This window comes from Polaromonas sp. P1_F2 (assembly GCF_056405735.1).
This window is the reverse complement of sequence record NZ_JBFUBN010000005.1, coordinates 186,735-206,162: the sequence shown is the minus strand read 5'-3', so window position 1 is coordinate 206,162 and position 19,428 is coordinate 186,735. Positions and strand designations below refer to the sequence as shown.

Genomic DNA, 19,428 nt, shown 5'->3' with positions numbered 1-19,428 from the left:
TGTGAATCGGGAAGGATCAGGGCGCCGCGCGCTCGACCAGGTACTCTTTGGAGTACCAGAAGGTTTCCGGCGACTTGAAGGCGCCCAGCGTACCTTCTTTTTCGTCCTGGCGCGAACGCAGGTCCCAGCGCTCGTCGATGACGCGGCACTGCTCGCAGGGTTTTTGCCCGGCGCGGCGCTGCACCAGCGCGTAGCGCGTGTTCTTGAAGAGCGCGTCCACGTCCTGGTAGTCCACCGGCTGCGCGGCGAAGTAGGGGACAATTTTGGCGCCGGGGATGATGAACTCGTAGCGCTCGAAATGCCCGTTGAAATTGCTGGGCACCGACACGGCCTGGCCCTTGAGCTGCGCGCCGGTCTCCGCACGGAAGCGGCCCATGTCGCCATTGAACGGCGCCGTGACCCAGGCCAGCGCGAACAGCACGCCGAAGCTGCTGAGGGCGGTAATCGGGCGCGTCCATGCGGGCTTGAACATGCCCGCGACGCAGGCGGCGGCCAGCACGCCCAGGAAGAGCCAGTACAGCGGTGAGAACAGCCACGCGTCCTGCGTGGCGCGCACGCCGCCGTAGCCGATCAGGCCCATGGCCAGCGCGCCTATGAGGCAGATCGCCAGGGTCAGGCTGAACCAGATGCGCGCGATGCGCTCCCAGTACAGCGCGATCAGCACGGCCAGCGCCGGCATGGCGGGAATCAGGTAGCGCGTGGAACGCTGCGTGGGCACCATGAACACCAGCGCGAAGGCCAGCAGCCAGATCCACAGGGCTTTTTCGGTGTCGCTGATGGTTTGCCCTGTGCCTTTGCGCTGGCGCCAGGCTTTCCAGGCGGCCCAGGTGCAGCCGACCGCAACGGGCAAGAGGAACAGCGCGTTGGAGTAGTAGCCCGTCAGGATGGTCAGGATGCCGCTGCTGCCGCTGAAGGCGATGGCGAAGTAACCTTTTGACGAATTCATCTTGCCGGCGTTCTCGCCGACGACGAACTCGCGCCAGACTTCGCCCGGCTGCGGGTCTATGGCAAACCACAGGCCGAAAATCGCCAGTGCCAGCAAGCAGATGGCGACGACCTTCACGCCGTCGATCACGATGCCGCGCCGGAACACATCCCACGGCGCCTTGCGCGCACCCAGCACTTGGTAGCACAGCGCCAGCGCAAAGCCGACCGGCACCACCATGACAAAAGACTTGTAAAGGCAGCCGATGCCGATGGCGATGCCCGCCAGCAGCGGAAACGCCCAACGCGAGGCCAGCAGTTTTGCCGGCGACCAGGCAATCGCGAACAACACGCCGAACAGCCAGAAGGTTTCCGGCGCGCTGGTCAGGTAGGGCCGGCCGTAGCGGTAGGTGCTGAAGAAAGACAGGTAGACGATGGCCGCGATGGCGCCCATGGCCAGCGCGTGGCGGCGGCGGTCGGCCGGTGCGGTTTCGCCCTGGACGATCTTCCAGGCCAGCAGCGCGGTCATCAGGGTGATCGCCCAGGTGTAGGCAATGCTCGGCAGGCGCAGGTTGAGCAGCGTCCAGTGCTCGCCCCAGCCGCCGGCCAGCATGGCCTGCCAGAACAGGACGGGCGGCTTGGTGTTGCGCATGAAGTCGTAGGAGCTGACCAGCGGCAGCCATTTGCCGGTTTCCGCTGTGAGCCGCGCGATGTGGGCGTAGACCAGCTCGTCGCCGTTGCGCGGGATGTGGTCGCCGCCCAGGCCGAACAGATAGCCCAGGGCAACCAGGACGGCCAGCCCTATCCAGATGCGGTGGGCGGGAAGGCGTGTTTTCAGGGGCTCAGGGCTTGTCATGGACATCGTTGGGCGGTGGGTGCGCGGCGGCATCGGCCTCGATTTTGGCGCTGCGGCGGCGGAAAGTCATGCGATCGTTGGCCACAAAATTGCAGACGCTGGACAGCGCGATGGCCAGCACATTGGCCAGCAGGTAATGCATGTACAAGGCCAGCCATTTGGTCAACAGCGACTGCAGCACGATGGCCAGGCCGGCGGCCATCACGTACTTGGAAAACAGGAACAGCGCCGAGTGGTGGACTTCGTGCTTGCGGTCGCGCCAGGTCAGGCGCCGGTTCCAGTAGAAGTTGCTGATGGTGGCGACGGTGATCGCCAGCGCGATGGAGTAGTTGAGCCGGTCATGGAAATCGGCAATCCCGCTGAACAAAAACTCCTGCGCGAGGTAAAGCACCGCGACGTTGACCACCGTTCCGCTGGCGCCCACCACGCCGAACTTGATGAAACGCCAGCGCACCATGGGCTGCAGGCGTTCGGGCAGGCGCCGGATCACGGCCTCGGCAAAAGATCGGAGTGTGGGCATCAGAGGGTGTGGGTCAGGAGGCTGCCAGGCACTCGCGCGCCTTGGCCAATACGGTGTCCGGCGCGATGACTTTGAGGCACTGGTTGTCACCGTCGCAATAGGACGAGCGGTGGTTGTAGGCGGTCAGGCAGGGCGAGCAGGGCCACTGGCTGTAGAAGGAGTGGCATTGCGGCGTGAGCGGCGCATACAGGCCCGGGGTTTCGGGGCCGAACAGCATCAGCGTCCAGATCGGCGTGAGCGCCGCGAATTGGCCCGGCCCGCCGTCGTTGGTGACCAGCAGGCGCGCCACATGGAACAGCGCCAGCAGTTCGGAAATCGAGCGCGTGTAGCCGGTCAGGTCGATCACCGGGCCGGCCGGGAAAGCCGTCTGCACATTGGCCACCAGCTGCCGCGCCAGCGCCTGGTCGTCCTTGAGGCCGATCACGGCCACGGCGCAGCCGTCGGCCACCAGGCCCTGGCACAACGCGGTGTAGGAATCCAGCGGCCAGGCGCGTATCGGCAAAATGCCGCCGCCCGGGTAGACCAGCACCAGCGGCTTGCCGGCGATCGCGGGAAAGTCCTGCCCGAGGCGGGCCTGGATGCCCGGCAGCAGCGCCGGGTCCAGCCGCACGTGCGGCGGTGGCTTGGCGGTGGCGGACGCCAGGTTGGCCGGCAGTTTGGACTTGGGTACGGCGGTTGAATCAATCGCGCGCGCCAGCGTCAGGAACTGGGCGCTGATGTGGTGGTAGGGGTTGTAGGGCACGGGCCGGTTGATGTGCGAGCCGCGGTACAGGCCCTCCTGCGTATGGCGGTGAAAACCCACGCGGATGCGCGCGCCGCTGGCGTAAGACAGCAGGCTGCTGATGCGCGAAAACAGCTCGCAGTCGATGGCCACGTCGACCTGCGCGCGGCGCAGCTCGCCGATCGCCCTCCACAGGCTGGAGAGCAGGCCGCCCAGCGACTTGTCGTCCACCGTGTGCACGTTGGCCGGGTCCACCACCTGCATGAGGTCCAGGATTTCGCGGTTCTTGCCGAACAGCAGCGCGTGCAGCGGTGCATCGGGGTAACGCTGCTTGAGGCGCGCGAACATCTCGTGGGCCAGCACCAGGCTGCCCATTTCCGACAGCAGGATCACGACAATCGCGCGCGGCGCGGCATCGGCGCCGGAATCCTTGCGAAAGCGCCGCGCCACGGCGTCCACGGCCGAAACCGCCGCGCACAGCGGAATGCCGGCCCAGCGGTCTATCCAGCGTTGCAAGTTGATGTTCATCAGACGCCCCGTTGCCGGTCGGCGCGGAACTGCTTGGTGAACTCGCCGAAGCGGCCGGCATCCAGCGCGTCACGCACTTCCTGCATCAGGTTCAGGTAGTAGTGCAGGTTGTGGATGCTGGACAGCATGGGACCCAGCATTTCGCCGCAGCGATCCAGGTGATGCATATAAGCACGCGAGAAGTTCTTGCAGGTGTAGCAGCCGCAGGTCGCGTCCACCGGCTGGTCTTCGGTCTTGTAGCGCGCGTTGCGGATCTTCAGGTCACCGAAGCGCGTGAACATGTGGCCGTTGCGCGCGTTGCGGGTCGGCATCACGCAGTCAAACATGTCGACGCCGGCGGCCACGCCCTCGACCAGGTCTTCGGGCGTGCCCACGCCCATCAGGTAGCGCGGCTTGTGCGTGGGCAGGCGGTGCGGCGTGTGGGCCATGATGCGCTGCATCTCTTCCTTGGGCTCGCCCACGCTGACGCCGCCTATGGCATAACCGGGCAGGTCCAGCTCGACCAGGGCTTCCAGCGATTCCTGGCGCAGGTTTTCAAACATGCCGCCCTGCACGATGCCGAACAGCGCGTTCGGGTTCTCCAGCTTGTTGAACTCGGCGATGCAGCGGCTGGCCCAGCGCAGGCTCAGCTCCATGGAACTGCGCGCTTCGCTTTCGGTGGTGATGTGGCCCTTGGTGTCGTAAGGCGTGCATTCGTCGAACTGCATCACGATGTCGCTGTTGAGCACGGTCTGGATCTGCATGGAGATTTCTGGCGTCAAGAACAGCTTGTCGCCGTTGACGGGTGAAGCGAACTTCACGCCTTCTTCGGAAATCTTGCGCATCTCGCCCAGCGACCAGACCTGGAAGCCGCCGCTGTCGGTCAGGATGGGCTTGTTCCAGCTTTCAAACTTGTGCAGGCCGCCGAACTGCTGCATCACGTCCAGGCCGGGCCGCATCCACAGGTGAAAGGTGTTGCCCAGGATGATTTGCGCGCCCATGTCGTGCAGCGACTGCGGCATCACGCCCTTGACCGTGCCATAGGTGCCGACCGGCATGAAGATGGGGGTTTGCACCACGCCGTGGTTGAGCGTCAGCCTGCCGCGGCGGGCGTAGGAACCGAGGTAGGCGCCGGCCTTGTCCTCCGGGCTGGTGTCGGTCTTCAGAACTTCAAATTCGAGCATCGTGCGATTGTCGCAGGTGTAATTAAGGCTGTGCCGCAGGGGTTTTACGCTCCAGCAGCATGGCGTCGCCATAGCTGAAAAAGCGGTAGCGCTGGGCGATGGCATGCCGGTACAGCGCCATGATGTGTTCGTAGCCCGAAAACGCGCTGACCAGCATCATCAGCGTGCTTTTGGGCAGGTGGAAGTTGGTCAGCAGCAGGTCGACCACGACGAACTCAAAGCCCGGTGTGATGAAGATGTTGGTGTCATTGCACTCGGGGCCGAATTTGGCGTGGGACTCCAGTGCGCGGACGGTGGTGGTGCCCACGGCCACCACGCGGCCGCCGCGCGCCTTGCAGGCGGCAATTGCCTCGCGCGTGGCCGGGGGCACCTCAAAGCGCTCAAAATGCATGGTGTGGTCGGCGATGTTCTCGGCCTTGACGGGCTGGAAGGTGCCCGCGCCCACGTGCAGGGTCACGCTGGCGCGCCGGATGCCGCGCGCTTCCAGTTCGGCCAGCACAGCCTCGTCAAAATGCAGCGCGGCGGTGGGGGCCGCCACGGCGCCCGGGTTTTTGGCGAACACCGTCTGGTAGCGCTGCTCGTCGTCGGCGGAATCCGTATGCGTGATGTAGGGCGGCAGCGGCACGTGGCCGTGCCGGGCCATCAGGGCGTAAGGGTCGCTGCTCAGGCGAAAGCGGTACAGCGGCCCGCTTTCTTCAGGCCAGCGGCCCAGCAAGGTGGCGGTAAAGCCGCCGTCCATTTGCAGCACCGCGCCCGGCAGGGGTTTTTTGCTGACCTTCATGTGGGCGGCGACTTCATGGCCTGCATCCGCGTGCGGCGACAGCACCCGCTCAATCAGCAACTCCAGCTTGCCGCCGCTGGCTTTCTGGCCGAAGAGGCGGGCCTTGACGACTTTGGTGTCGTTGAAGACCAGCAGGTCGCCCGGCTGCAGCAGGCCGGGGAGGTCGGTGAAACGCCGGTCCACCGGCAGGCTTTCCCGGCCGTCGAGCAGGCGCGAGGCGCTGCGCTGGGTGGCGGGGTGTTGGGCTATGAGTTCTTCGGGCAGCGTGAAATCAAAATCGCTGAGGCTGAAATGGGTGTTCATGAAGGCACAATTGTCCCATGTCGCCACCCGGTGCTTCCGCTCGCAAAACCGCCCCGCCAGAGGTTCCGGCCGGGGAGCAGGCCGCGCCACAGGCCAAAGCTGAAAAGCCCCCGGCCAAGTCGCCGGCCCAGAAAGCCCTCGAAAAGCTGGGCCTGCGCCGCGACATCGACCTGGCCCTGCACCTGCCCCTGCGCTATGAGGACGAAACCCGCATCGTGCGCCTGGCCGACGCCCGCGACGGCGACCTGGTGCAGATCGAGGGCGTGGTGACGCACAGCGACATCGCCTTTCGGCCACGCCGCCAGCTGCGCGTGACGGTCGACGACGGCAGCGACACCTGCGTGCTGCGCTTTATCAATTTCTACCCGGCTCACCAGAAAACGCTGAGCGTGGGCGCGCGCGTGCGCGTGCGCGGCGAGATGCGCGGCGGTTTTGCCGGCCGCGAAATGATCCACCCGAGTTTCAGGCTGGCCGAAGGCGAGCTGCCGGGCGCGCTGACACCGGTCTACCCCACCGTGGCCGGCCTGCCGCAGAACTATTTGCGCAAGGCGGTGCTCAGCGGGCTGTTCCGCGCCGACCTGCGTGAGACCCTCCCTGAGGAGGTGCTGGGCAAAAGCCTGCCGCAACCCCTGTGGAGCCTGCGCGAGGCGCTGCAGTTCCTGCACCACCCGACGCCCGACGTGTCGCTGGCCACGCTGGAAGACCGCAGCCACCCGGCCTGGCAGCGCCTGAAAGCCGAGGAACTGCTGGCCCAGCAGCTGTCGCAGCTGCAGGCCAGGCGCATACGCGCGGCCATGCGCGCCCCGGCGCTCACCGGTCCTGCCATGCGGGGCCCGCAATGCACGCTGGAGGAGCAATTGCTGGAGCGCCTGCCTTTCCGGCTCACCGCCGCCCAGCAGCGCGTTTGCGGAGAAATCGAGGCGGATCTGAAAAAAAACATCCCCATGCACCGCCTGCTGCAGGGTGATGTGGGCGCCGGCAAGACCGTGGTGGCGGCGCTGGCCGCGGCCCGCTGCATGGACGCGGGCTGGCAATGCGCGCTGATGGCGCCCACCGAAATCCTGGCCGAGCAACACTTCCGCAAGTTGATCGGCTGGCTGGAACCTATGGGCATCAAGACCGCCTGGCTGACCGGCAGCCAGAAGGCGAAGGAGCGGCGCGAGATGCTGGCCATGATCGAAAGCGGTGACGCGGGCCTGGTGGTGGGCACGCACGCCGTGATCCAGGACAAGGTCAAGTTCAAGAACCTGGCCCTGGCCATCATCGACGAGCAGCACCGCTTCGGCGTGGCGCAGCGCCTGGCCTTGCGCAGCAAGATGACCGAAGGCGGCGAAGAGCCTCATATGCTCATGATGACCGCCACGCCGATCCCGCGCACCCTGGCCATGAGCTATTACGCCGACCTCGACGTCTCCACCATCGATGAGCTGCCGCCGGGCCGCACGCCCATCGTGACCAAAGTGGTCAGCGACGCGCGGCGCGACGAGGTGGTCGCGCGCATACGCGGCCAGCTGGCCGAAGGGCGGCAGATCTACTGGGTCTGCCCGCTGATCGAAGAAAGTGAATCCATAGACCTGGTCAACGCGACCCAGACCCACGAAGCGCTGAGCGCGGCCCTGCCCGGTGTGCTGGTGGGCCTGCTGCATTCGCGCATGCCACTGGCCGAGAAAAAAGCCGTGATGGCCCTGTTCACAGACGGAGTCATGGGCGTGCTGGTCAGCACCACGGTGATCGAGGTTGGGGTGGACGTGCCCAATGCCTCGCTGATGGTGATTGAACACGCCGAGCGCTTCGGCCTGAGCCAGCTGCACCAGCTGCGCGGCCGGGTCGGGCGCGGGGCGGCGGCTTCGGCCTGCGTGCTGCTGTACTCCACGGGCGATGCACCCCGGCTCGGCGAGATGGCGCGCGAGCGCCTCAAGGCCATGGCGCAGACCAATGACGGCTTCGAGATCGCCCGGCGCGACCTCGAAATCCGCGGGCCGGGTGAATTCCTGGGCGCGCGGCAGTCGGGCGCACCCTTGCTGCGTTTTGCCGACCTGGCGACGGACACCGAACTGCTGGCCTGGGCGCGCGGTCTGGCGCCCACCATGCTGGACCGGCATGCGGAGCTCGCGCACCGGCACATCCTGCGCTGGCTGGGCGGCAAAGCCGAGTACCTGAAGGCCTGAGAGGGTCTGAGAGGACTTGGGCACCATTGCGTGGCACGGCGATTGAGAAAAGCAGCACAATAAGCCCATGACGCTGACCGAACTCAAATACATCGTCGCCGTGGCCCGGGAAAAGCACTTTGGCAAGGGCGCCGATGCCTGCCACGTTTCGCAGCCCACGCTCAGCGTGGCCATCAAGAAGCTCGAAGAAGAGCTGCAGGTCAAGCTCTTCGAGCGCAATGCCAATGAAATCACCGTGACGCCACTGGGCGAGGAGATCGTGCGCCAGGCGCAGAGCGTGCTCGAGCAGGCCGACAACATCCGCGAAATCGCCAAGCGCGGCAAGGATCCGCTGGCCGGCCCGCTGCGCCTGGGCGTCATTTACACGATAGGCCCCTATTTGCTGCCCGACCTGGTGCGCCAGGCCATCGCGAAGACGCCGCAGATGCCGCTGATGCTGCAGGAAAACTTCACCGTCAAGCTGCTCGAAGAGCTCCGTACCGGCGAAATCGACTGCGCCATCCTGGCCGAGCCCTTTCCCGACGCCAACCTGGCGATCGCGCCGCTGTATGACGAGCCTTTCATGGCGGCCGTGCCCAGCGCGCACCCGCTGGCAGCGCGCAAGGGCGTGACGGCCGAGGAGCTCAAAAAGGAAACCATGCTTCTGCTGGGCACCGGCCATTGCTTTCGCGACCATGTGCTCGAGGTCTGCCCCGAGTTCGCGCGCTTTTCCAGCAGCGCCGAGGGCATCAGCAAAAGTTTTGAAGGTTCGTCGCTGGAGACCATCAAGCACATGGTGGCGGCCGGCATGGGCATTACGCTGGTACCCCGCTTGGGCGTGCCCAAGGAGGCGCTGGCCGAGCAGGCCGCCGCGAAAAAAGCAGTGAAGGGGAAAACCGCCCCAGCCCGCGGCAAGGTGGCGGCGGAGCAACCTTCGTTCATCAAATACCTGCCCTTCGACGGCGATGTGCCCAGCCGGCGTGTGGTGCTGGCCTGGCGGCGCAGCTTTACGCGCTATGAGGCCATCGCCGCGCTGCGCAATGCCATCTACGCCTGCGAACTGCCCGGCGTCATCCGCCTGTCTTGAATCCCGGCTATGACGGGTATTGATGGCGGCTGTTGCGGCCGTCGTCCTGATTTCGTTAAAGTTATCCCTGAATTTAAAAAAAAGGAAACACCATGGCCAAGCCATCCGCCAAAGCTGCCGGAAAATCCGCGCCTTCCATCAACATCGGCATCAGTGAAAAAGACCGCGCGGCGATCGCCAAGGGCCTGAGCCGCCTGCTGGCCGACACCTACACGCTTTACCTGACGACCCACAACTTCCACTGGAACGTGACGGGGCCCATGTTCAACACGCTGCACCTGATGTTCATGACGCAGTACACCGAACTCTGGGCCGCGGTCGACCCGGTGGCAGAGCGCATCCGATCGCTGGGACATCCCGCGCCGGGCTCTTATGCGCAGTTCAGCAAGCTGGCCTCGATTCCCGACGTGCCGGTGGTGCCGCCCAAGGCGCTGGAAATGGTGCGCATCCTGGTGCAAGGCCATGAAGCCGTGGCGCGCACCGCACGCGAACTGTTCCCGCTGGCCGACAAGGCCAGCGACGAGCCGACGGCTGATTTGCTGACGCAGCGCCTGACGGTGCATGAGCAGACGGCATGGATGCTGCGTTCCCTGCTTGAAGAATAAGCTCGCCCTCTACCTTCAGCTTGTCCGCTGGAACCGCCCGGCGGGTTGGCTGCTGCTGCTGTGGCCCACGCTGTCGGCGCTGTGGGTGGCTTCGCACGGCTTTCCGGGCTGGCATCTGGTGGTGGTGTTCACGCTGGGAACCATCCTGATGCGCAGCGCGGGCTGCTGCGTCAACGACGTGGCCGACCGGGACTTTGACCGCCACGTCAAGCGCACGGCGCAGCGGCCGGTCACCAGCGGCGCGGTGTCGGTGCGGGAGGCGCTCATGGTGGGCGCGGTGCTGGCGCTGCTGGCCTTCGGCCTGGTGCTGACCACGAATAGCGTCACCATCGTCTGGTCGTTTGCCGCGCTGGCCATCGCGCTGGCCTACCCATTTGCCAAGCGCTATGTGTCCATGCCGCAGGCGGTGCTGGGTGTGGCGTTCAGTTTTGGCATTCCCATGGCTTTTGCCGCCGTGCAGTCGCGAGTGCCACTGCTGGCCTGGGTTCTGCTGCTGGGCAACCTGTTCTGGGTGGTGGCGTACGACACCGAATACGCCATGGTGGACCGCGACGACGATCTCAAGATAGGCATGAAAACCTCGGCCATCACGCTGGGCCGTTTTGACGTGGCCGCGGTGATGTTGTGCTACCTGGCCTACCTGGCGATCTGGGCCTGGGCCCTGTTGGACGCGGTGGGGCAGTCGCCGGTTTACTGGATCGCCTTGGCTGCGGCCTTGCTGCAGGCCCTATGGCATGGCTGGCTGATCCGCAAGCGCGAGCGTGAGGACTGCTTCAAGGCTTTTCGCCTCAACCACTGGCTGGGCTTCGCGCTGTTCGCGGGCATCGTGCTGTCTTACCTGGGCCGCTGATCCGCAAGGCCTGGAAAGCGCCCATAAAAAAGCCCGCTTGAAGCGGGCTTTTTGCGTCAGCTGAGGCTGATCAGACGGCGGCTTTTTTGGCCTTGGCCTTGCGCTTGGTCTTCTTGGCCTTTGCCTTGGCGGGAGCGGCGGCCTTTTTCTCAGGAGCTGCTGCGGGAGCTGCCGACGGGGCGGCTGCGGGAGCGGCGGCCTGGGCCGATGCGGACGTGGAAATCACGGCCAGGGGCATGGCGAGGACGGCTGCGCTGACGAGGGTGGACAGAAGTTTGTTCATGTGAAGCTCCGGATGTTGGAAAAGTTGTGAAGCGGATGCCGCCGGGGTGTCCCACAGTGTGGATCAAGACAAGCTGCACGTACGCCCGTGTTCAACGTTTGCCCTCGCCGGGCGGTTGACGCGCTCAGGCGCCGCCGAATTCGTCGCCAAGTTCGGCAGCACGCTGCCGGGCGGCGTGGATGGCGCGCATGAACTGCATCTTGACGCGGTCCTGCTCCATGGATGTCAGCGCAGCGTAAGTGGTGCCGCCCTTGGAGGTGACCCGCGCGCGCAGCTCCTGGGGGGGCTCGTCCGAAGCCTGCGCCAGCGCGGAAGCGCCCACAAACGTGCCTATCGCGAGCTGGCGCGCCTGCGCGGGAGGCAGGCCCATGTCCGTGCCGGCTTCGATCATGGCCTCGATGAAATAGAACACATAGGCTGGGCCCGAGCCGGACAGCGCGGTGACCGCGTCGAGCTGGGCTTCTTCGGCCAGCCACAGGGTGGCGCCCGTGGGCTTGAGCACTTTTTCAATCGCCAGCCTGTCGGCGCTGGTGGCGGCCTCGCGCGCGAACAGGGCCGTCATGCCTTTGCCGACCAGCGCCGGCGTGTTGGGCATGGCGCGTACCACGCGCTCGGTGCCCAGCCAGTGCGCGATGCTGCCCGAGCGCACGCCGGCCGCCACGCTCAGGTGCAAGGCGGTTTTGGTGTGAAAGCGCGTTTGCAGCGCCGCCTCCTTGAAGACTTGCGGCTTGACGGCCCAGACGACCAGGCCGGCGCCGGCCAGCCAGGCGCCCGGGCCTTCGTGGACCTGCACGCCGAACTGCTGCGTGAGTTTGGCGCGCTGCTCGGCGAAAGGTTCGGCCACCTGGATCTGGCCGGCGGGCAAGCCCTGCTTGATCAGGCCGCCGATGATGGCACTGGCCATATTGCCGCCGCCTACGAAGGCGATGTGTTCGGTGTTTGCGCGGGAGGTGGAAGTCATGCGTTGTCAGTCCAAAAATTCAAAGGCCAGCCACTGGCTGATTTGCCGGGAACTGAAATTGTCGTCGCTTATGAAGACCAGGCTGCGGTTTCCGTTGGGCAGCACCGGGCCCCAGGCCATGCCTTCCGTATTGTCCAGGCGCTCCAGCCGGAGGCCGGGCCCCGGACCGGTGAAGGCTGAGAAGTCGGCAATCAGCGTTTTGTCCACCGCGCGATAGGCTCCAGCCTGCAGGGCGGGCGTTGCCAGCGTGTCGGAACCCTGCCGCGTGTCGATGAGGTACAGGCGCAGCGAGTTACCCGCTTGCGGGCCCCAGCCGGCCATATAAGCCCGCTCCAGCACCAGCATGCGGTCGGCATCGAGCATCAGGATTTCCACCACGCCGTTGTCGGCCTGGGTGGCCGGTGCGACAGGCGCGCGCGGAATGGCGTCGGGCACGTAGGCTATTTGCCGCACGACCTGCCCGCTGGCCAGGTCCAGCTGGGTGAAGCGGCACGGCCCGCCGGCGGCCTGTACGGTCGGCGGCGGGCCGTCCTGGCGCATGGCGTTTTCCATGGCGATCCAGGCCCGGCTGCCGTCCGGGCTCAAGGCCAGGCCTTCCAGGTTCAGATTAACGCGCGGTCCCCGGGTGAGATGAAAATCAAACATGGCCGGCAGCGAAAATTCGCGAACCAGCGTGCCGTCAAGACGGCTTTCGCGCAACTCCGGTGCCACGCCCGTCAAGGAATGCCCCTCGCTGGTCCACAGCAAGGTCCGGCTGCCGGGGCGCCAGCGGATCGCCTCCGGGTCGGGAGCCTGCACGCGCCGCAAGGCTGCCGCATACGTGCCGTCATCGGCCGGACGCAGGGGGGTGACGCCCAGCAACTCCGGCTGGCCCAGGCTGTTCATGTCCAGCGCGATGCGTGCGGTGTAAAACCGCGCGGGGTTGATGTTGGAACCATCGTCGCTGACCAGGTAATACAGGCCGCTGGCGGGGTCGTAGTCAATGCCCGAGAGCCCGCCCACCGTGGTGCCCTGGAACTGCAGGCGGTGCGCAAAACGGGACTCACCGATCAGGCGCAGGCGTGTGCGGACGGGCGGGGCCGCTGCGGCCGCGGGCTGTGCTGTCCTGCCGCCGGCCAGGCCCAGCACGGCGGCCGCGCCGGCACCCAGGACCAGTCGGCGTCTGGAGAAGGAGGTGACAGGGGGTTTCATGCAGCCAGTCTAGCGGCCGCGCTTGTGGGGAATGTGACAGCGCCCGCGCTATTCGCCTATTCGCTATTGCAAGACGGTCTGCCGCACCGCCTGCTCCCAGCGCGCCATGAGTTCCGCGGCCCGGTCGGCGCCCAGTGTGGGCAAAAACTTGCGCTCGGCGCGCCACATGCCCGACAGCTCGTCGGTGCTGCCATACACGCCGCTGGACAGCCCCGCCAGGTAGGCGGCGCCCAGCGCGGTGGTTTCGATCACGGCCGGGCGTATCACCGGTATGCCCAGCAGGTCCGCCTGGAACTGCATCAGCAAATCGTTGACGCAGGCACCGCCGTCCACGCGGAGTTCGGCCACGGGCGCGGCGCCGGCGCTGACCGCGTCACGGCTCATGGCCTGCAGCAGGGCGGCGCTCTGGTAGGCGATGCTTTCCAGCGCGGCGCGCGCGATGTGGGCGACGGTGGTGCCGCGCGTGAGGCCGGTGATGGTGCCGCGCGCATCCGGTTTCCAGTAGGGCGCGCCCAGGCCGGTGAAGGCCGGCACCATCATCACGCCGCCCGAGTCGGGCACGCTTTCGGCCAGCGCCTGCACCTCGGCGCTGCCCTTGATGGCATGCAGGCCGTCGCGCAGCCACTGCACCACGGCACCGCCCACGAACACGCTGCCTTCGATGGCGAACTGGGTTTGCGTGGTCGCCTGCGCTGCGCTGGTGGTCAGTAGCCCGTTGTGGGACGTCTGGAATTGCCCACCGGTGTGCATCAGCATGAAGCAGCCCGTGCCATAGGTGTTCTTGGCCATGCCGGCCTTGAAGCAGGCCTGGCCGAAGAGGGCGCTTTGCTGGTCGCCGGCAACACCGCCGATGGCGATGGCATGGCCCAGCAGCTCAGGCCGCACGTCGCCGTAATGCGCACTCGAAGGCAACACCTTGGGCATCAGCGAGGCCGGGATGCCCAGCAAGTCCAGCAGCTCGGCGTCCCACTGGTTGGTGTGCACATTGAACAGCATGGTGCGGGAGGCGTTGCTGACGTCGGTGGCATGCAGTGCGCCGCCGGTGAGCTGCCACATCAGCCAGCAGTCGATGGTGCCGAAGGCCAGCTCGCCGCGCTCGGCCTGCGCGCGCGCGCCGGGCACGTTGTCGAGCAGCCATTTGAGTTTGGTGCCGGAAAAGTAAGCATCGATCAGCAGGCCGGTCTTGGACTGGATCAGGCTTTCCTTGCCCTGCTCGCGCAAGGCGGCGCAGGTGGCTTCGGCGCGCCTGTCCTGCCAGACGATGGCGTGGTGGACCGGCTGGCCGGTCTTGCGGTTCCAGAGCGCGGTGGTTTCACGCTGGTTGGTGATGCCCAGCGCGCGGATGTCGCCGGCCTTGATGTTGGCTTTGGCCAGCACTTCGCGCGCCGTGGCCAGCTGGGTGCGCCAGATTTCCATCAGGTCGTGCTCGACCCAGCCGGGCTTGGGGTAGATCTGCGGCAGCTCCTGCTGCGCCAGGGCCACGATGTGGCCGTGTTCGTCGAACACGATGCTGCGGGAGCTGGAGGTTCCCTGGTCAAGGGCGAGGAGATAGGTCATGCGCTGGAGTGTATGAAAACCGCCGTTGCCCGGCGTTCAGGAATGGGCCACTTCGCAGCTGACGTCCGCTTCCTCCAGCAGGGCCGGGAAGGGTTCGGGCGGCGGCATGTCGGTGAAGAGCCGGTCGATCTGCGAGAGCCTGGCCAGTTCGACCATGGCCGGGCGGTTGAATTTGCTGCTGTCGGCGGCGAGCCAGACCTCGCGGGCGTGTTCGATGATGGTCTGCGCGACCTTGACTTCGCGGTAGTCGAAGTCGCGCAGCGAGCCGTCGGGCTCTATGCCCGAAATGCCGATCACGGCGATGTCGACGCGGAACTGGCGCATGAAATCGACCGCCGCCTCGCCCACGATGCCGCGGTCGCGCGCCCGCACCACGCCGCCAGCCACGATGACCTCGCAATCGGTGTTGCCGCAGAGGATGGCCGCCACATTGAGGTTGTTGGTGATGACGCGCAGTCCCTTGTGGCTCAGCAAGGCTTTGGCGATGGCTTCGGTGGTCGTGCCGATGTTGAGGATCAGCGAGCAGTCGTTGGGAATGCGCCTGGCGACGGCCCGGGCGATGCGCGCCTTGCCCTCGGCGTTGAGGCTTTCGCGCTGGCGGTGCGCGATGTTTTCAATGGTGGAGCTGGGCATGCGCACGCCGCCGTGAAAGCGCGTCAGCAAGCCGGCCTCGGACAGGCGCTGCACGTCCCGCCTGACGGTCTGCAAGGTCACGTCGAGCTTGTCGGCAAGCTGCTCGACGGAAGCCGAGCCGTGGGCACGGACCACGTCAAGAAGCTTGATTTGCCTGGGATTGGAGTTCACGCGGATCCGGGTTTGGGATGTCGGGAGTTAAAAGGACTTAAAGGATGACGGAGGAAAGGCCTGAAAGAAACTTTATATCGAAACAAAAGGAAACAGATAAGGGAAAACAATTAGATAAAACAATCACAAAGGAAGAAAAATAGAAAAAAACCGAACTTAACTTGGTTTTGTCCATCTGTTTTGCGGGGAGAGTTTTTCTTGTTGAGCACCTTCAATTCCTTGGCTGTTGCGGCCCCGGCCGCCGCGCGGAGCGGCCCCTCTGAGCTCCTGTCGGGCGGAGGAGCGGCGTGATGCAGCTGTCCCTGGACCAGATCAGCAAAAAAGTCGGCGCCGAGCAGTGGCTTTACGACATGAGCCTGGCGCCGCGCAGCGGGGAGGTCACGGTGCTGCTGGGCGCCACGCAGGCCGGCAAGACCAGCCTGATGCGCATCATGGCGGGCCTGGACGTTCCCACGCAGGGCAAGGTGCGGGTCAACGAGGCCGACGTGACCGGCATGCCGGTGCGCGAGCGCAACGTCGCCATGGTCTACCAGCAGTTCATCAATTACCCGTCGCTGCGCGTGGCCGACAACATCGCCTCGCCGCTCAAGCTGCGCGGCGAAAAAGACATAGAGCAGAAAGTGCGCAGCCTGGCCGCGCGCCTGCACATCGACATGTTTTTGGACCGCTACCCGGCCGAGCTCTCGGGCGGGCAGCAGCAGCGTGTGGCCCTGGCGCGGGCGCTGGCCAAGGGCGCGCCGCTGATGCTGCTCGACGAGCCGCTGGTCAACCTCGACTACAAGCTGCGCGAGGAATTGCGCGAAGAGCTGACCCAGTTGTTCGCCGCCGGCGACTCCACGGTGATCTATGCCACCACCGAGCCGGGCGAAGCCCTGCTGCTGGGCGGCTACACCGCCGTGATGGATGGCGGCGAGCTGCTGCAGTACGGGCCCACCGCCGAGGTCTTCCACGCGCCGCAGTCGCTGCGTGTGGCGCGCGCCTTCAGCGACCCGCCCATGAACCTGATGGCGGCCCTGCCTGCCGCGCAAGGCCTGCAACTGAAGGGCGGCCCGGCCTTGAACCTGGCGCTGCCCGACGCGCCGGCCCAACGCCTGGCGTCTTTCACCGCGGGGGTCCGCGGCAGCGCGCTGCGTGTCACGGCGCGCGAAGGCGACGTGGCGCTGCCGGGCAAGGTCGAGCTGGCCGAGATTTCGGGCTCCGACACTTTTGTCCACGTGGCCACGGCCGTGGGCGAGCTGGTGGCCCAGCTCACGGGCGTGCACTACTTTGACCTGGGCGCGCCCGTCACCCTGTACCTGGATCCGGCGCAGGTCTATGTGTTTGATGCGGACGGCGCGCTGCTGCTGGCGCCACGGAGGTCTTATGGCGCGCATTGACTTAGACCTGGCCCATGCCTACCGGCCCAACCCGCGTGAAGACAGCGACTACGCGCTGCTGCCGCTCACGATGAGCTTCCGCGACGGCGGCGCCTACGCGCTGCTGGGCCCCTCGGGCTGCGGCAAGACCACCATGCTCAACATCATGTCCGGCCTGCTGGTGCCTTCCCAGGGCACGGTCAAATTCGACGGCGTCGACGTGACGCGCGCGACGCCACAGCAGCGCAACATCGCGCAGGTCTTCCAGTTCCCGGTGATCTACGACACCATGACGGTGGCCGAAAACCTGGCCTTCCCGCTGCGCAATCGCAAGGTGCCGGAAGAGCAGATCAAAAAACGCGTGGGCGAAATCGCCGAGATGCTGGACATGAGCGGCCAGCTCAACCAGCGCGCGGCCGGGCTCGCGGCGGACGCCAAGCAGAAGATCTCGCTGGGCCGCGGCCTGGTGCGGCCCGACGTGTCGGCCGTGCTGTTCGACGAGCCGCTCACGGTGATTGACCCGCACCTCAAATGGCAGTTGCGGCGCAAGCTCAAGCAGATCCACCATGAACTCAAGCTCACGCTGATCTACGTCACGCACGATCAGGTGGAGGCGCTGACTTTTGCCGAAGAGGTGGTGGTGATGACGCGCGGCCGCGCGGTGCAGACCGGTTCGGCCGATGCGCTGTTCGAGCGGCCCCGCCATACCTTTGTGGGCCACTTCATCGGCTCGCCCGGCATGAACTTCCTGCCCGCCACGGTGACGGGCGGCGCGCTGCGCGTCGCGGACCGGCCGCTGGCGCTGCCGCCAGGGCGCGCCATGCCCGACGGTGACCTCAAGCTGGGCGTGCGCCCCGAATACGTGGTGAAGACCGCGCCCGGCGACCCAGCGGCGCTGCCCTTCACCGCCATGCTGGTGCAGGACATAGGCACCCACCTGATGCTGACGGCCCGGATCGGCGAGCACACGCTCAAAGCCCGGCTGAACCCGGCCGCAAGGCCGCCCCAGGTGGGCGAGGAAGTCTGGCTGCAGGTCATGGGGCCGCACACCTGCCTGTACCTTAACGACGAGTTGGTGGAAGCATGAGCACGACAACCAAGCCTGTTAACCAGAAAGCCTGGCTGCTGGTGCTGCCGGTCATCATCTGCGTGGCGTTTTCCGCCATCCTGCCGCTGATGACGGTGGTCAACTACTCGGTGCAGGACATCATCTCGCCCGAGCGCCGCGTGTTCGTCGGCACGGAATGGTTCGCCGCCGTGATGCGCGACGAAGACCTGCATGCCGCGCTGTGGCGCCAGCTCACCTTTTCGCTGGCGGTGCTGGCGGTCGAGATTCCGCTGGGCATAGCGCTGGCGCTGTCCATGCCGGCCCAGGGGTGGAAGGCCTCCCTGGTGCTGGTGCTGGTCGCGCTGTCGCTGCTGATCCCCTGGAACGTGGTGGGCACCATCTGGCAGATCTACGGCCGGGCCGACATCGGCCTGCTGGGTGCCATGCTGCAGAAGATGGGCTTTGACTACAGCTATACCGGCAATGCCACCCATGCCTGGGTGACGGTGTTGATGATGGACGTCTGGCATTGGACGCCGCTGGTGGCGCTGCTGTGCTATGCCGGCCTGCGCTCGATCCCGGACGCCTATTACCAGGCCGCGCGCATAGACGGCGCGAGCAAGTTCGCGGTGTTCCGCTACATCCAATTGCCCAAGATGCGCGGCGTGCTGATGATCGCGGTGCTGCTGCGCTTCATGGACAGCTTCATGATCTACACCGAGCCTTTTGTGCTCACGGGCGGCGGGCCGGGCAATGCCACCACCTTCCTGTCGCAATATCTGACGCAAAAAGCCGTTGGCCAGTTCGATCTGGGCCCGGCGGCGGCTTTCTCGCTGATTTACTTTTTGATCATCCTGCTGCTGTGCTTCATCCTCTACAACTGGATGCAGCGCGTGGGCACGCAGGAGAAGGAGGGCGTGGAATGAACCAGCCGAAATTCCAGGCGCGTACGCTGTTCCTGATCGCCTACATCGTCTTCGCGCTCTTGCCCATCTACTGGATGGTCAACATGAGCTTCAAGACCAACAGCGAAATCCTGTCGAGCTTTTCCTTCTTCCCCCAGGACTTCACCTGGAACAACTACAAGACCATCTTCACCGACCCGTCCTGGTATTCGGGTTACATCAACAGCCTGATCTACGTCGCCATCAACACGGTGATCTCCATCACCGTGGCGCTGCCCGCCGCCTATGCGTTTTCGCGCTACAGCTTCCTGGGCGACAAGCATGTGTTCTTCTGGCTGCTGACCAACCGCATGACGCCGCCCGCGGTCTTTCTGCTGCCCTTCTTCCAGCTTTACACCACGGTGGGGCTGATGGACACGCATATCGCGGTGGCGCTGGCCCACCTGCTGTTCAACGTGCCCCTGGCGGTGTGGATCCTGGAAGGCTTCATGAGCGGCATCCCGCGTGAGATCGACGAGACCGCCTACATCGACGGCTACTCCTTCCCGCGCTTTTTTGTGCGCATCTTCCTGCCGCTGATCAAGGCCGGTGTCGGCGTGGCGGCGTTTTTCTGCTTCATGTTCAGCTGGGTCGAGCTGCTGCTGGCGCGCACGCTGACCAGCGTCAATGCCAAACCCATCGTCGCGACCATGACACGCACGGTGTCGGCTTCGGGCATGGACTGGGCGACGCTGGCCGCGGCCGGCGTGCTGACCATCGTGCCGGGCGCGATCGTGATCTGGTTTGTGCGCAACTACATCGCCAAGGGCTTTGCCATGGGCAGGGTCTAGAAAGGAATC

At 65.6% G+C, this 19,428-nt stretch carries 18 protein-coding genes; 8 read left to right on the top strand and 10 right to left on the bottom strand.

All coding sequences use genetic code 11. The features are described 5' to 3' along the window. Positions 1–16 precede the first annotated feature (16 nt). From AC1D0O_RS12550 to queA, 5 genes are read right to left on the bottom strand one after another with little or no spacing between them, the layout of a single operon-like run. Positions 17–1,780 carry an ArnT family glycosyltransferase gene (locus AC1D0O_RS12550; protein ID WP_477653844.1) on the bottom strand — a complete coding sequence of 588 codons (1,764 nt, stop codon included), beginning with the start codon at positions 1,778–1,780 and terminating at the stop codon, positions 17–19. Further along, positions 1,767–2,300: a GtrA family protein gene (locus AC1D0O_RS12545; RefSeq protein WP_477653843.1), complete on the bottom strand. Its 534-nt coding sequence runs from the start codon at positions 2,298–2,300 to the stop codon at positions 1,767–1,769. The genes AC1D0O_RS12550 and AC1D0O_RS12545 overlap by 14 nt, the downstream gene beginning before the upstream one ends. 13 nt (positions 2,301–2,313) lie before the next feature. Next, positions 2,314–3,549 (bottom strand): glycosyltransferase family 9 protein, encoded by a 1,236-nt coding sequence (locus AC1D0O_RS12540; protein ID WP_477653842.1) that lies wholly within the window; start codon positions 3,547–3,549, stop codon positions 2,314–2,316. After that, positions 3,549–4,712, bottom strand: coding sequence for a tRNA guanosine(34) transglycosylase Tgt (tgt, locus tag AC1D0O_RS12535; protein WP_477653841.1), 1,164 nt, complete (start codon positions 4,710–4,712; stop codon positions 3,549–3,551). Before tgt ends, AC1D0O_RS12540 begins: the two co-directional genes overlap by 1 nt. Before the next feature lie 22 nt (positions 4,713–4,734). Next, a complete protein-coding gene (gene queA, locus AC1D0O_RS12530; protein ID WP_477653840.1) occupies positions 4,735–5,796 on the bottom strand; it encodes a tRNA preQ1(34) S-adenosylmethionine ribosyltransferase-isomerase QueA in 1,062 nt (353 codons plus the stop codon). 17 nt (positions 5,797–5,813) lie between these two features. On the opposite strand from queA, the gene recG reads away from it, so the two are divergent. From recG to ubiA, 4 genes are all read left to right on the top strand, one after another. After that, positions 5,814–7,964 carry an ATP-dependent DNA helicase RecG gene (gene recG, locus AC1D0O_RS12525; protein ID WP_477653839.1) on the top strand — a complete coding sequence of 717 codons (2,151 nt, stop codon included), beginning with the start codon at positions 5,814–5,816 and terminating at the stop codon, positions 7,962–7,964. Positions 7,965–8,031: 67 nt separating this feature from the next. Beyond that, on the top strand, positions 8,032–9,030 hold the full coding sequence (locus AC1D0O_RS12520) for a hydrogen peroxide-inducible genes activator (RefSeq protein WP_477653838.1): 999 nt from the start codon (positions 8,032–8,034) through the stop codon (positions 9,028–9,030). 92 nt (positions 9,031–9,122) lie between these two features. Continuing rightward, positions 9,123–9,635 carry a Dps family protein gene (locus tag AC1D0O_RS12515; protein ID WP_477653837.1) on the top strand — a complete coding sequence of 171 codons (513 nt, stop codon included), beginning with the start codon at positions 9,123–9,125 and terminating at the stop codon, positions 9,633–9,635. Beyond that, on the top strand, positions 9,625–10,485 hold the full coding sequence (gene ubiA, locus AC1D0O_RS12510) for a 4-hydroxybenzoate octaprenyltransferase (RefSeq protein WP_477653836.1): 861 nt from the start codon (positions 9,625–9,627) through the stop codon (positions 10,483–10,485). The genes AC1D0O_RS12515 and ubiA overlap by 11 nt, the downstream gene beginning before the upstream one ends. 70 nt (positions 10,486–10,555) lie before the next feature. Here ubiA and AC1D0O_RS12505 read toward each other — a convergent pair whose 3' ends face one another. The 5 genes from AC1D0O_RS12505 to AC1D0O_RS12485 form a co-directional block, all read right to left on the bottom strand. Then, entirely contained in the window at positions 10,556–10,768 is a 213-nt protein-coding gene (locus AC1D0O_RS12505) for a hypothetical protein (RefSeq protein ID WP_477653835.1), read from the bottom strand. A 124-nt stretch (positions 10,769–10,892) separates the two neighbouring features. Then, positions 10,893–11,729 (bottom strand): pyrroline-5-carboxylate reductase, encoded by an 837-nt coding sequence (gene proC, locus AC1D0O_RS12500; RefSeq protein WP_477653834.1) that lies wholly within the window; start codon positions 11,727–11,729, stop codon positions 10,893–10,895. A 6-nt stretch (positions 11,730–11,735) separates the two neighbouring features. Further along, a complete protein-coding gene (locus tag AC1D0O_RS12495) occupies positions 11,736–12,920 on the bottom strand; it encodes an esterase-like activity of phytase family protein (protein WP_477653833.1) in 1,185 nt (394 codons plus the stop codon). A 63-nt stretch (positions 12,921–12,983) separates the two neighbouring features. After that, entirely contained in the window at positions 12,984–14,477 is a 1,494-nt protein-coding gene (glpK, locus tag AC1D0O_RS12490) for a glycerol kinase GlpK (RefSeq protein ID WP_477653832.1), read from the bottom strand. A gap of 36 nt (positions 14,478–14,513) precedes the next feature. Further along, positions 14,514–15,281 (bottom strand): DeoR/GlpR family DNA-binding transcription regulator, encoded by a 768-nt coding sequence (locus tag AC1D0O_RS12485; RefSeq protein ID WP_477653831.1) that lies wholly within the window; start codon positions 15,279–15,281, stop codon positions 14,514–14,516. 290 nt (positions 15,282–15,571) lie between these two features. On the opposite strand from AC1D0O_RS12485, the gene AC1D0O_RS12480 reads away from it, so the two are divergent. From AC1D0O_RS12480 to AC1D0O_RS12465, 4 genes are read left to right on the top strand one after another with little or no spacing between them, the layout of a single operon-like run. Next, positions 15,572–16,657 (top strand): ABC transporter ATP-binding protein, encoded by a 1,086-nt coding sequence (locus tag AC1D0O_RS12480; RefSeq protein WP_477653830.1) that lies wholly within the window; start codon positions 15,572–15,574, stop codon positions 16,655–16,657. Continuing rightward, entirely contained in the window at positions 16,644–17,723 is a 1,080-nt protein-coding gene (locus AC1D0O_RS12475; protein WP_477653829.1) for an ABC transporter ATP-binding protein, read from the top strand. Before AC1D0O_RS12480 ends, AC1D0O_RS12475 begins: the two co-directional genes overlap by 14 nt. Beyond that, positions 17,720–18,610, top strand: a complete 891-nt coding sequence (locus tag AC1D0O_RS12470; RefSeq protein ID WP_477653828.1) for a carbohydrate ABC transporter permease — start codon at positions 17,720–17,722, stop codon at positions 18,608–18,610. Before AC1D0O_RS12475 ends, AC1D0O_RS12470 begins: the two co-directional genes overlap by 4 nt. After that, entirely contained in the window at positions 18,607–19,419 is an 813-nt protein-coding gene (locus AC1D0O_RS12465; protein ID WP_477653827.1) for a carbohydrate ABC transporter permease, read from the top strand. Before AC1D0O_RS12470 ends, AC1D0O_RS12465 begins: the two co-directional genes overlap by 4 nt. Positions 19,420–19,428 lie beyond the last annotated feature (9 nt).

What these genes read in the sequence shown, in the direction of transcription:
- AC1D0O_RS12550 (WP_477653844.1), bottom strand. Translation starts at nt 1,780, where the DNA reads ATGACAAGCCCTGAGCCCCTGAAAACACGCCTTCCCGCCCACCGCATC.
- AC1D0O_RS12545 (WP_477653843.1), bottom strand. Translation starts at nt 2,300, where the DNA reads ATGCCCACACTCCGATCTTTTGCCGAGGCCGTGATCCGGCGCCTGCCC.
- AC1D0O_RS12540 (WP_477653842.1), bottom strand. Translation starts at nt 3,549, where the DNA reads ATGAACATCAACTTGCAACGCTGGATAGACCGCTGGGCCGGCATTCCG.
- tgt (WP_477653841.1), bottom strand. Translation starts at nt 4,712, where the DNA reads ATGCTCGAATTTGAAGTTCTGAAGACCGACACCAGCCCGGAGGACAAG.
- queA (WP_477653840.1), bottom strand. Translation starts at nt 5,796, where the DNA reads ATGAACACCCATTTCAGCCTCAGCGATTTTGATTTCACGCTGCCCGAA.
- recG (WP_477653839.1), top strand. Translation starts at nt 5,814, where the DNA reads ATGTCGCCACCCGGTGCTTCCGCTCGCAAAACCGCCCCGCCAGAGGTT.
- AC1D0O_RS12520 (WP_477653838.1), top strand. Translation starts at nt 8,032, where the DNA reads ATGACGCTGACCGAACTCAAATACATCGTCGCCGTGGCCCGGGAAAAG.
- AC1D0O_RS12515 (WP_477653837.1), top strand. Translation starts at nt 9,123, where the DNA reads ATGGCCAAGCCATCCGCCAAAGCTGCCGGAAAATCCGCGCCTTCCATC.
- AC1D0O_RS12505 (WP_477653835.1), bottom strand. Translation starts at nt 10,768, where the DNA reads ATGAACAAACTTCTGTCCACCCTCGTCAGCGCAGCCGTCCTCGCCATG.
- proC (WP_477653834.1), bottom strand. Translation starts at nt 11,729, where the DNA reads ATGACTTCCACCTCCCGCGCAAACACCGAACACATCGCCTTCGTAGGC.
- AC1D0O_RS12495 (WP_477653833.1), bottom strand. Translation starts at nt 12,920, where the DNA reads ATGAAACCCCCTGTCACCTCCTTCTCCAGACGCCGACTGGTCCTGGGT.
- glpK (WP_477653832.1), bottom strand. Translation starts at nt 14,477, where the DNA reads ATGACCTATCTCCTCGCCCTTGACCAGGGAACCTCCAGCTCCCGCAGC.
- AC1D0O_RS12480 (WP_477653830.1), top strand. Translation starts at nt 15,572, where the DNA reads ATGCAGCTGTCCCTGGACCAGATCAGCAAAAAAGTCGGCGCCGAGCAG.
- AC1D0O_RS12475 (WP_477653829.1), top strand. Translation starts at nt 16,644, where the DNA reads ATGGCGCGCATTGACTTAGACCTGGCCCATGCCTACCGGCCCAACCCG.
- AC1D0O_RS12470 (WP_477653828.1), top strand. Translation starts at nt 17,720, where the DNA reads ATGAGCACGACAACCAAGCCTGTTAACCAGAAAGCCTGGCTGCTGGTG.
- AC1D0O_RS12465 (WP_477653827.1), top strand. Translation starts at nt 18,607, where the DNA reads ATGAACCAGCCGAAATTCCAGGCGCGTACGCTGTTCCTGATCGCCTAC.